This window comes from Streptomyces sp. NPDC088116 (genome assembly GCF_044741745.1).
In the GTDB taxonomy this organism is placed as follows: domain Bacteria; phylum Actinomycetota; class Actinomycetes; order Streptomycetales; family Streptomycetaceae; genus Streptomyces.
Genome location: NZ_JBIUTF010000002.1, coordinates 237,249 through 248,384 on the forward strand (window position 1 = coordinate 237,249; position 11,136 = coordinate 248,384).

The 11,136-nt window shown below is 69.9% G+C and carries 9 protein-coding genes and 1 tRNA gene; 3 read left to right on the forward strand and 7 right to left on the reverse strand.

Annotation, left to right across the window (positions count from 1 at the left end):
- Positions 1–62: 62 nt before the first annotated feature.
- Complete coding sequence (locus tag ACIOJD_RS07770) at positions 63–782, reverse strand: GntR family transcriptional regulator (RefSeq protein ID WP_401909552.1); 720 nt, start codon at positions 780–782, stop codon at positions 63–65.
- A 54-nt stretch (positions 783–836) separates the two neighbouring features.
- Here ACIOJD_RS07770 and ACIOJD_RS07775 point away from each other — a divergent pair, with 54 nt between their 5' ends.
- Positions 837–1,655, forward strand: a complete 819-nt coding sequence (locus ACIOJD_RS07775) for a class I SAM-dependent methyltransferase (RefSeq protein WP_401909554.1) — start codon at positions 837–839, stop codon at positions 1,653–1,655.
- A gap of 310 nt (positions 1,656–1,965) precedes the next feature.
- Here the strand turns inward: ACIOJD_RS07775 and ACIOJD_RS07780 are convergent.
- From ACIOJD_RS07780 to ACIOJD_RS07790, 3 genes are all read right to left on the reverse strand, one after another.
- Positions 1,966–2,038: transfer RNA gene (locus tag ACIOJD_RS07780), tRNA-His, on the reverse strand.
- 129 nt (positions 2,039–2,167) lie between these two features.
- Positions 2,168–2,770 (reverse strand): oligoribonuclease, encoded by a 603-nt coding sequence (gene orn / locus ACIOJD_RS07785; protein WP_401909557.1) that lies wholly within the window; start codon positions 2,768–2,770, stop codon positions 2,168–2,170.
- A gap of 10 nt (positions 2,771–2,780) precedes the next feature.
- Positions 2,781–4,001, reverse strand: a complete 1,221-nt coding sequence (locus tag ACIOJD_RS07790; protein ID WP_401885354.1) for a GlxA family transcriptional regulator — start codon at positions 3,999–4,001, stop codon at positions 2,781–2,783.
- Positions 4,002–5,104: 1,103 nt separating this feature from the next.
- On the opposite strand from ACIOJD_RS07790, the gene ACIOJD_RS07795 reads away from it, so the two are divergent.
- Entirely contained in the window at positions 5,105–5,626 is a 522-nt protein-coding gene (locus ACIOJD_RS07795; protein WP_401885356.1) for a universal stress protein, read from the forward strand.
- Positions 5,627–5,778: 152 nt separating this feature from the next.
- Here the strand turns inward: ACIOJD_RS07795 and glmS are convergent, their stop codons facing one another.
- The 3 genes from glmS to ACIOJD_RS07810 all read right to left on the reverse strand — a co-directional run bounded on the left by glmS (position 5,779) and on the right by ACIOJD_RS07810 (position 9,056).
- Entirely contained in the window at positions 5,779–7,608 is a 1,830-nt protein-coding gene (gene glmS / locus ACIOJD_RS07800) for a glutamine--fructose-6-phosphate transaminase (isomerizing) (RefSeq protein WP_401909559.1), read from the reverse strand.
- Between the two features lie 55 nt (positions 7,609–7,663).
- Entirely contained in the window at positions 7,664–7,939 is a 276-nt protein-coding gene (locus ACIOJD_RS07805) for a hypothetical protein (RefSeq protein ID WP_401885360.1), read from the reverse strand.
- A 142-nt stretch (positions 7,940–8,081) separates the two neighbouring features.
- On the reverse strand, positions 8,082–9,056 hold the full coding sequence (locus ACIOJD_RS07810) for a DUF4429 domain-containing protein (RefSeq protein WP_401909562.1): 975 nt from the start codon (positions 9,054–9,056) through the stop codon (positions 8,082–8,084).
- Between the two features lie 199 nt (positions 9,057–9,255).
- Here ACIOJD_RS07810 and ACIOJD_RS07815 point away from each other — a divergent pair, with 199 nt between their 5' ends.
- On the forward strand, positions 9,256–10,950 hold the full coding sequence (locus ACIOJD_RS07815) for a beta-N-acetylhexosaminidase (protein ID WP_401911620.1): 1,695 nt from the start codon (positions 9,256–9,258) through the stop codon (positions 10,948–10,950).
- Positions 10,951–11,136: the final 186 nt, after the last annotated feature.

Below are 11,136 nucleotides of genomic sequence, written 5' to 3' on the forward strand. Positions count from 1 at the left end.
CCGTTCTGCACACCTAGAGACTGGACCGGTGGACCGGTCCAGTCAAGTGCCGATGGGAATCCCTACACCATTGGGTAGGTATCGACCCTCTCGTACAGGTGTGACGGCGTTACGCCTTCCTCGCACACCAGCGCCCGATGATCCCGGTCACACGCCACATGAAGCACTACAGCCACAGCTGCTGACGAATCCACATTCAGCTGGTGCGCCTCCTCGGCCGTGGCCTGACGCACCGTCGTGATGTCTGTGCCCTCCACTGGGAAAAGCCCGGTTTCGCGCCTGACATAGTGCGTGGTGCCCTCGGTGATCGCGCCCTTGTGAGTCAGCCGTGGGCATGCATCGGCGATCGATGCCGGGAACCAGGCACTCACCAGGGTGTGCGGGGAGCCGTCATCCAGCAAAAGCAGCCGGACCCTGCGCAATGCCTCCTCACCCGGCTTGAGCCCGAGGGCATCGACCACCTGCTGCGGTGGCACCGAACGGTCTGGGGCGCCAAGGCGCCGGTACGGCGCACCGCCGGACACCCGGCTGGACCCCGCCCGTCGCTGCCCAGCCGGCCGGGCCACTGGAGTCTCGGCAACGGCGAACCCGGTGCCCTGCCTGGCGATGACGAGGCCGTCGTTCCGCAGCACATCCATGGCCTTGACGACCGTGGCCCGCGAGACGCCCCACTGCTCGCTGAGGTCGCGGCCAGACGGAAGAAGATCACCGGGCCCGAACTCGCCGTCGGCGATCCGAGTGCGCAGGCTCTCCGCGATCTGCTCGTATTTCAACAGGGGCATAGGAACATATCCGATCACTGGACTGGTCAACCGGCTAGCACTCAGAATGCTGCCATGTCCACCCCTGAGCTAGCGCCGGAGATCGTCACCTTCTACTCGGACACCATCGATGAAGCGGGCCGTCTGACCATGTCGGCAGACGGGCGTCTGGAGATGCTGCGTACCAAGGAGTTGCTGCAGCGATACCTCCCGCCCGCGCCTGCCCGCATCCTTGATGTCGGAGGTGGCCCGGGAGCTCACGCGCGCTGGCTCGTGGAGGCCGGCTACATCGTGCACCTGGTCGACCCGATCCTTCGGCACATCGAACAGGCAAAGGACTCGGGCTGCACCGTTGAGCTGGGGGATGCACGACAGCTGACGGCCGAGGATTCCTCCTACGACGTGGCCCTGGTGCTGGGGCCGCTCTACCATCTGACCGATGCTGCCGACCGGCACCAGGCGCTCGCCGAGGCATACCGCGTGGTGAGGCCTGGCGGCATCGTCGCAGCGGCCGCGATCAACCGGTACTCCAGCCTGTTCGAGCACACAGCACTCGCGCATCTGAACGTCGACCGGCTCCAGACGTCGATCGGCAAGATCTTGGCGAGTGCGATGCACGACGGAAAGAAGGGGTTCACGCGGGCCTACTTCCATCGGGGCGAAGAGCTGCGCGAAGAGGTCGGCGCCGCAGGCTTCGAGGGCGCGGCCGTCTTCGGCATCGAAGGGCCGACATGGGCACTGCTAAAAGCAGTTGAGCAGCACACTGGTGAGTCTGCTGCTGAGACCAGCCTCTTCGAATCTGCCCTGGCGGCTGCCCGGATGGCCGAGCCTTACCCAGAGCTGCTGGCCGCCAATTCACACCTGCTCGTCGTGGGGCGACGGCCAATGGCATAGGGACCTGGACATGACGACTGCGCCCCCAGCGCAGCCCGCGAAGGCTGAGCTGGGGGCGCAGTGCTTGTTCAGTCGATCGAGGAGATGGGGCGGGCGATGCTGCGGGCCTCGTCGTAAGAGGTGCGCGTTCGCCGTCCGGCGGGGGCGGTGTCGCCGGACGGCGCGGGGCGGGGTGCATTGTTGGCTGGGCCCGGGGCCCCTCACCCACCACAAACCGCACCGCACCCGCACCCCCGCCGGACGGCGACACGGCGCCACGCAAAAAGATCGTCCCCGATCCAGTAACCCGGACCGGGGACGATCATCGAAGGGTGAGTAACGGGACTTGAACCCGCGACATCCTGGACCACAACCAGGTGCTCTACCAGCTGAGCTATACCCACCACGTGAGCCGGTCTTTTTCCTGACCGGCCGAGAAAAAGTGTACAGGGTCCGCGAGGGTGCTCGCGCCCCCGTTCGGCGCGGGACCGGCCGGGCGTCACCCCGGTCGGTCCCGGCCTCCGGCCTGGGCGTTATTCCGCGTGCAGCACGTGCTTCGCGGCGATCTGCTTGGCCGTGTCCGAGTCCGGGCCCGGCTGGGGGACGAAGACCGCTTCGCGGTAGTAGCGCAGCTCCGCGATGGATTCGCGGATGTCCGCCAGCGCGCGGTGGTTGCCGTTCTTCTCCGGGCTGTTGAAGTAGGCCCGCGGGTACCAGCGGCGGGCCAGCTCCTTGACCGAGGAGACGTCGACGATGCGGTAGTGGAGGTGGCCCTCCAGCGTCGGCATGTCACGCAGCAGGAAGCCGCGGTCGGTGCCGACCGTGTTGCCGCACAGCGGCGCCTTGCCCGGCTCCTTGACGTGCCGGCGCACGTACGCCAGGACCTGCTCCTCGGCGGCCGCCAGCGTGGTTCCGCCGGCCAGCTCGTCGAGGAGGCCCGAGGCGGTGTGCATCTGCCGCACCACCTCGGGCATCGTCTCCAGCGCCGCGTCCGGCGGGCGGATCACGACGTCCACCCCGTCGCCGAGCACGTTCAGCTCCGAGTCGGTGACCAGTGCGGCCACCTCGATGAGTGCGTCGTCCGTCAGCGAGAGCCCGGTCATCTCGCAGTCGATCCACACCATTCGATCGTTCATACGGGTCACCCTACGGGGCGCTCCGTTGACCGGGCAGACTAGGACGGCTCGGACCTGTCGCGTACATGTCTGTTCCGGACTTGTTGTGCTCCGGTACCGGAGCCGACGCCGACGCGTGGCCGGACGTGCTGGAGGCCGCGGCCGCCCGCCTGGAGTGCGGGGAGGCCTGGGCCGGCACGACCGACTCCATGACCCCCGGCGGCATCGGCTCGCCCTGCGGGCGCCTGGCCCGGTAGGCGGACCGGTAGGCCGCGGGGGAGGAGCCCAGCTGGCGCCGGAAGTGCCCGCGCAGTGCCACCGGGGAGCGGAAGCCGCAGCGGCCCGCGACCTCGTCGACCGAGTAGTCCGAGGTCTCCAGCAGCCGCTGTGCCTGGAGCACCCGCTGGGTGATCAGCCACTGGAGCGGCGCGCTCCCGGTGAGCGAACGGAACCGCCGGTCGAAGGTGCGCCGGCTCATGTACGCGCGGGCGGCGAGCGTCTCCACGTCGAACTGCTCGTGCAGATGCTCCAGTGCCCAGGCCACGACCTCGGCGAGCGGGTCGGAGCCGATCTCCTCAGGTAAAGACCTGTCCAGATAGCGCTCCTGGCCGCCACTGCGCCGCGGTGGCACGACCAGCCTGCGGGCGAGTGCTCCCGCGGCCTCCGCGCCGTGATCCGTCCGGACTATGTGGAGGCACAGATCGATTCCGGCCGCTGTGCCGGCGGAGGTGAGCACGTCACCGTCGTCGACGAACAGCTCACGCGGATCGACGTGCACGGACGGATAGCGCTTCGCGAGCGTCGGCGCGTACATCCAATGTGTGGTTGCCGGGCGGCCGTCCAGCAGTCCGGCCGCGGCGAGCACGAACGCGCCGGTGCACAGACCGACGATCCTCGCGCCCTCCTCATGCGCCCGGCGTAGAGCGTCCAGCGCTTCCGGTGGTGGCGGTGAAGTGATCGACCGCCAGGCCGGAACGACCACCGTGCCTGCCCTGCTGATCGCCTCCAGGCCGTACGGCGCGGTGAGTTCGAGTCCGCCGGTGGTACGCAGCGGACCGTCCTCCCCGGCGCAGACGAGCAGGCGATAGCGGGGAACCCCGGCGTCCTGGCGGTCGATTCCGAACACGGAGAGCGGGATGGAGCTCTCGAAGATGGGGCCGCCGCTGAAAAGCAGCACGGCGACAACTTCCCGGCGACGGCGCCCGGAAAGCTTCCGTACCGACTCCGGTGCGGCAGTGGAGTCCTGGCTCATGGCGCTAAGCCCCCCTCGGTGTTCGCGTCTCCCCGTTCTTGTCGGGCCTCTCGCTCCTGCACGATTCCCCTCGGTTTTGCACGGGTCCCCAGCCTTCGATACTCATGATCGAATCTACTGTGTTCCGTGGTGTCGGCGTGACAAGTTCTCCATCCGCCGCTATGTCGACAAGGCAACTTGGCGCGAAGCATTCGATCACGAAGCGTTCCACTCGCGGGCCTGGAGGGGAAGTGGGCCTCGCGTGCATGGCCCGTCCCCGTAGGGTGCGGAAGCCCGTAGTGGTCCTTTCTTCCCTGGTGGCAAGGGGGTTGGCAGGCCATTTCGCCAAGGGTTGGCCCCTAGGCCGAAGTTGGCTGAAAAGTGATGGGTGCGTCGGTGTGAAACCCCCAGTCTCCCGGCGCACTACTTTCCCGCACGCGCGAGCCGTAACGCGCCCCTAGGTCACAGAGGTGGTCATCCCGGCACCGCCGGCTTCCGGACGATCCGTACGTTCCGTACATCGCTACCCCCTCGCGTGATGGTCCGGCCGGAGCCGTCCGACGGTGGCGCGCGGGCCACCGTCGCGGCGGTGGGTCCGAAATCCGCCGCGGCCGTGCCGCCTCCCGGCGCCGGGAGGGCCTCACGGACCAGCGGACGGCCGGCCGCCGCCCGGTGGGCCATGTCCGCCCGCCGGGTCCGCCGCGGGCCGCACGGCGGGCGCGGCGGGCACGACGGAGGCCGTGCCGGGCCGGCGGGCCCTCTCCCGGCATTCTCCCCGATCCCCGTGCCGCGGGGCGTCGGCAGGGGCCTGAGCGGTCCGTGATGCGGGTGCGGGGGCTCCCCGAGGGGGTGTGGCGTGACCGGGGGCCGACGGGGAGCGGAGCCGTCCGGTCCCTCCGGGGCCGTTCCTAGGACAGCTGTAGATGCCATCCGGCATTGCCATCCGGAGCGCCCTCGTGCATGCTCCCTGGAACGCCGCGTGTGGGGCGGCTGGCTCTGGGCATGAGAGGAGTGTCGCCGTACCCTTTGGGGTATGGGGTTGGGAAGATGATTCCCGGACACAGCTCCCCACGTCACGCCCCCTGTTGTTCCTTCCCAAGAGGACCTCTTCCGCCGAGACATCGATGGCCGGTCACGAAATCCCTGAACCCGCAGACCGCAAGCAGGTAGCCGATCCCTTGTCGGACCTGCAAGCGGCGGAACAGACGCGCGCTTCCTGCGATCCCGCCTTCCGGCACGGAGTGGTGGTCGGCTTCGACGGCTCGACCTCCAGTGAGCGGGCCCTCGCCTATGCCATTGGCATGGCCAAGCGGCTGGGCTCCGGCCTGATCATCGTCCATGTCGCCAACCGCCTGCCGACCACGGTCTGGGCGGGCTGCGAGCCCCCCGTCTTCGTGGACGTACCGGACCACCGGACCGAGGTGCTCGGTCTGGAGCTGGCCTGCGCGGACTATCTGGCCGAGGTGCCGTGGATCCTGGTCGAGCGCGGTGGCGACATCTGCCACGAACTGGAAGAGGTCGGCGAGGAGTACTGCGCCGACGCCATCGTCGTCGGATCCACGCACGGCATCGTCGGGCGGATCTTCGGCTCGGTGGCGGGTCGGCTCGCGCGGCGCGCGCAGCGGCCCGTCGTGGTCATCCCGTAACCGGGACCGCTTCCGAGTACACGTCAATCCCCGGGCGGACAACGCCGGTCCGCGCGTATGAAGGTACGTGGCGAACGCGCGAAGCGCCTCCCGCGTGCCGTCGGGCGGCACATACGGGAGGCGCTTCGCGCGTGAGCGGGACGGGCGCGCGGCTACTCGACCGTGACGGACTTCGCGAGGTTGCGCGGCTTGTCGATGTCCCGGCCCAGCGCCAGCGCCGTGTGGTACGCCAGCAGTTGGAGCGGGATGCCCATCAGGATCGCGTCAAGTTCGCTCTCGTTCTTCGGTACCACGATCGTGTGATCGGCCTTCTCCTGCGGCTGGTGCGCCACCGCCAGGATCGGACCGCTGCGGGCCTTGATCTCCTCCAGCGCCGCGCGGTTCTTCTCCAGCAGCTCGTCGTCCGGGACGATCGCGACCGTCGGCAGCGCCGGTTCGATCAGCGCGAGCGGGCCGTGCTTCAACTCCGAGGCGGGGTAGGCCTCGGCGTGGATGTAGGAGATCTCCTTGAGCTTCAACGAGGCCTCCAGCGCCACCGGATAGCCACGCACCCGGCCGATGAACATCATCGAGGCGGCGTGCGCGTACTCCCCGGCCAGCTTCGCGATCGCGTCCTCCGTCGCCAGGATCTCGGCGATCTGGGCGGGCAGCCTGCGCAGCCCGTCGATGATCCGCTTGCCGTCGGCGACGGACAGGTCGCGGATACGGCCCAGGTGCAGGGCGAGCAGCGCGAAGGAGACCACGGTGTTGGTGAAGCACTTCGTGGAGACGACACAGACCTCCGGGCCCGCGTGCACGTACACCCCGCCGTCGGTCTCCCGGGCGATCGCCGAGCCGACGACGTTCACCACGCCCAGGACGCGCGCGCCCTTGCGCTTCAGCTCCTGCACGGCCGCGAGCACGTCGTACGTCTCACCGGACTGGGACACCGCGACATAGAGCGTGTCGGGGTCCACGACCGGGTTGCGGTAGCGGAACTCGGAGGCGGGCTCGGCGTCCGCCGGGATCCGCGCCAGCTCCTCGATCAGCTGCGCGCCGATGAGCCCCGCGTGGTACGAGGTGCCGCAGCCGAGGATCTTGATACGGCGCACTCCGCGCGCCTCACGGGCGTCCAGGTTGAGGCCGCCCAGGTGCACGGTGGAGAACCGGTCGTCGATCCGGCCGCGCAGCACCCGGTCCACGGCGTCGGCCTGTTCCGAGATCTCCTTGTGCATGTACGTGTCGTGGCCGCCCATGTCGTACGACTCGGCCTCCCACTCGACCGTGGTCGGCGTGGCCGAGGTGCGCGAACCCTCGGTCGTGTACGTACGGAAGTCGTCGGCCTTGAGGGTGGCCATCTCGCCGTCGTCGAGGGTCACGACCTGCCGGGTGTGGGAGACCAGCGCGGCCACGTCGGAGGCGACGAACATCTCCTTCTCGCCGATGCCGAGGACGACCGGGGAGCCGTTGCGGGCGACGACGATACGGTCCGCGAAATCGGCGTGCATCACGGCGATGCCGTACGTGCCGTCGATCAGCTGGAGCGCCTGGCGGACCTTCTCCTCCAGGGTCGGGCCCTGGGAGCGGGCGATCAGGTGGGTCAGCACCTCGGTGTCGGTCTCGGAGAGGAACTCCACGCCGTCCGCCGTCAGCTTGACCCGCAGCTCGGAGGCGTTGTCGATGATGCCGTTGTGGACGACCGCGACCTTGCCCGTCGGGTCCATGTGCGGGTGCGCGTTCTCGTCGCTCGGGGCGCCATGGGTGGCCCAGCGGGTGTGCGCGATGCCGGTGGTTCCGGCGAAACGCTTGGGAACGCGGGCCTCCAGCTCGCGGACCCGGCCCTTGGCCTTGACCATCTTCAGCGTGGCGGCCTTGCCCGCGGCCGGCTTGGCGGTGATGACCAGGCCGGCGGAGTCGTAACCCCGGTATTCGAGCCGCTGCAAGCCCTCCAGCAGCAGTGGAGCCACATCACGCTTTCCGATGTATCCGACGATTCCGCACATACAGTCTCTGCCCCTCCTGGTTCACGGTGTGTGCCCGGCCGGTACGGCGGGTGCCTCAGCCGTAGACGATGCGGCGCAGCTGCCGGAGCGAGAGCTCCGGAGGCGCCACCGCGCGGTGCGGCAGTTCGGCCGCGATCCGCTCGAAGATCTCCGCGTTCGTCGCGCCACCGGACTGCATCTCCCGGTGGCGGCGGCGGACGAATTCCTCGGTCGTCTCGTCGAAGTACGCCAGCACGTCGAGTACCACCCGGGCGGCCTCACCGCGCTGGAGCGCGGTGCTGCGGACCAGATGGTCGATGAGGTCGTCGTACGACGAGCGGCGTTCGAGCACTCGTTGATATTGAGGGTATGCGAGGGGGTTTGCAAGAAATCTGCCCGTAATCGGGCAGGAGTCGCCCTTATCGGCCGCCGAAAGGGCGAAAACTGTACGCAGGCTCTGTGTGGGCTGTGCTCAGGCCCTGTGGGTGCCGCGCTCAGGCCAGGCGTTTGAGGACGGCCTGCTTGGCGGTGGTGAACTCCTCGGCGGTGAGGATCCCCGCCTCGTGCAGTTCGCCCAGCTCGCGCAGGCGGCGCAGCAGGATGTCATGGTCCTCGCCGCTCACCGGCGGAGGAGCGGGCGCAGAGGGAGGGGCGGGCGCGGGTTCCGTGGTGGCCGTCGTCCGTGGCGCGGACGACTTCGGCGGGGCAGGCGGGGCAGGCGAGGCAGGCGGGGAAGGCGAGGCAGCCGTCGTAGGCGGGGCGCCCGTCGCGTACGGATGCGGCATCCGGGCCACCACCGCGGCCCCGACCAGCGCCATCAGCGGGTCCTTCTTGAACCCCCACAGCTCCACCGCGTGCGGATCGTGCTTCGCCGGGGTCGACGTGGGCACCCGGCCCGCCTGGAAACGCAGAAAGCCGTTCTCCGGCCCGGCGCTCGGCAGCCACTGCACCGCCTCCACGTCGGCGAGCGCGAGGGTCCTGGGGCCGCCCGAGGTCTTGGACTCCTCGGCCTTCCAGTTCCACTCCAGCCTGATCCGCTCCCCGTCGAAGGTGACCGTCGCGTCCCCCGCGGCCGCGGTGATCGGCAGGGCGGGCCCCGGCAGCAGGTAGTGGTCGACCGGCCCGGACTCCACCTGGTCGAGCAGCAGGGCGTTGCGGACCTCGTCGACGAGATACTCGGCGACGCCCGAGCGGTCCTTCTCCACGGTCAGCCGGTACGGGTCGGAGCTGTCGTCCAGCCTGCCGCCGGCGACCTGGAGCAGCGGATCGGCGCCGTCGCGCAGGCGCAGCCGCAGCCGCCCCGACCTCCGTCCCGTCTCGAAGGAGATCCCGGCCAACGCGCCCAGCGGCACGGCGACTTCGCCGAGCGTCCTGCGGAGCCGGCTGACGCCCTTGTCCGGGCCGGGCACGATACGGACCGTGTCTCCGTCGAATGTCCAGGTGCCGTCTTGCTGGATGATTTCCGCCATATGGGGATTCTTCCATCAGCCGGGCCGTCTCCGGCCGGAAATTGGTCTACACCTTGACCGTTGGTGGGGCGCCCGGGTCCCATGGGGGAGTGTTCGGCCACCCGGCACGACGGTCGCATGGCACCACAAGTGAGAACCCGCCGAAGGGACAGTCTTGAGGGAGAACCGTGTGAGTCAGCACCCCCTGAGCCAGCACCAGTTGAGACGGCACCACCTGACACGGCGCAGACCGGGGCGGCGCGGCAGCGTCCCCCTTCTGTTCGGTTCGCTGCTGCTCGTCGTCACGGCCGGTATCTCCAGCATCGGAGCCGCGCCGCAGCCCGGCAGCGGCGGCGGCACCGGTGCCCGCCCGCTCGATCAGGTCGTCCCCGCCCCGGCGCGCGTTCAGCCGGGCGGAGCGCCGTACGCCCTGACCGCGAAGACCCGGATCCTGGTCGAGGGGCACTCCCGCGACGACGCGCGCGAGGCCCGGCGGATCGGCTCCTACCTGGCCGGTCTGCTGCGGCCCTCCACCGGTTACGCCCTGCCGGTCACCGACCGCCGTACGGACGCGGGCGACCGCACGGCCGCCGGTTCCGGTATCCGCCTGCGCCTCGGCGCCGGCGACCGGAGCCTGGGCGCGGAGGGCTACCGCCTGGAGTCCGGCCGCGCCGGAGTCACCCTCACCGCCCGCGAGCCCGCCGGGCTCTTCCACGGCGTCCAGACCCTGCGCCAGCTCCTGCCCGCCTCCGTGGAGAAGCGCGGCGAACAGCCCGGCCCCTGGACCGTCGCGGGCGGCACCATCACGGACACCCCGCGCTACGCCTACCGGGGCGCCATGCTCGACGTCTCCCGGCACTTCCTGTCGGTGGACCAGGTCAAGCTCTACATCGACCAGTTGGCGCTCTACAAGATCAACAAGCTGCATCTGCACCTCTCCGACGACCAGGGCTGGCGCATCGCCATCGACTCCTGGCCGAGGCTGGCCACGTACGGCGGCTCCACCCAGGTCGGCGGCGGCCCCGGCGGCTACTACACCAAGGACCAGTACCGCGACCTCGTGCGCTACGCCGCCTCCCGCCACCTGGAGGTCATCCCGGAGATCGACATGCCGGGCCACACCAACGCCGCCCTCGCCTCGTACCCCGAGCTGAACTGCGACGGTGTCGCGCCCCCGCTCTACACCGGCACCGAGGTCGGCTTCAGCTCGCTGTGCGCGCCGAAGGAGGTGACGTACGACTTCGTGGACGACGTCGTACGCGAGATCGCCGCCCTCACGCCCGGGAAGTACCTCCACATCGGCGGTGACGAGGCCCACGCCACCAGCCATGCCGACTATGTGACCTTCATGGACCGGACGCAGGCAGCCGTCCGGAAGTACGGGAAGACCGTCGTCGGCTGGCATCAGCTCACCGGGGCCACTCCGGTGAAGGGCGCCGTCGCCCAGTACTGGGGGTACGACGAAACAAGCGACGCCGATCGCGCGCAGGTGGCGGCCGCGGCGAAGAAGGGCACCCGGCTGATCCTTTCCCCGGCGGACCGCGTGTACCTCGATATGAAGTACGACAAGAACACCGAACTGGGCCAGGCCTGGGCCGGTTACACCGAGGTGGACCGTTCGTACGACTGGAACCCGGCGACCTATCTCGCCGGAGCCGGGGTGCCCGAGGACGCGGTCCTCGGTGTGGAGGCACCGCTCTGGACCGAGACCCTCGCGACGAGCGACCAGCTGGAGTTCATGGCGTTCCCGCGGCTGCCGGGAGTGGCGGAGCTGGGCTGGTCACCGGCCGCCACGCACGACTGGGACACGTACAGGACGCGCCTGGCGGCCCAGGGGCCACGGCTGACGGCGCTCGGGATCGACTACTACCGCTCGCCGCTGGTGCCCTGGCCGGCCGGTGGCTCCGGCCGGTAGCTCCGGTAGGTAGCGGGCCGCCCGGTACGCAGACCGAAAAGGTGGACCGAAAGGGGCGGGGGGGGGGGGGGGGGGGCCAACCCCCCCCCCCCCCCCCCCCCCCCCCGCCCCCCCCCCCCCCCCCCCCCCCGCCCCGAACCCCCCCCCCCCCGCCCGGGCCCCCCGCCCCCCCGAAGGCAAAAAACA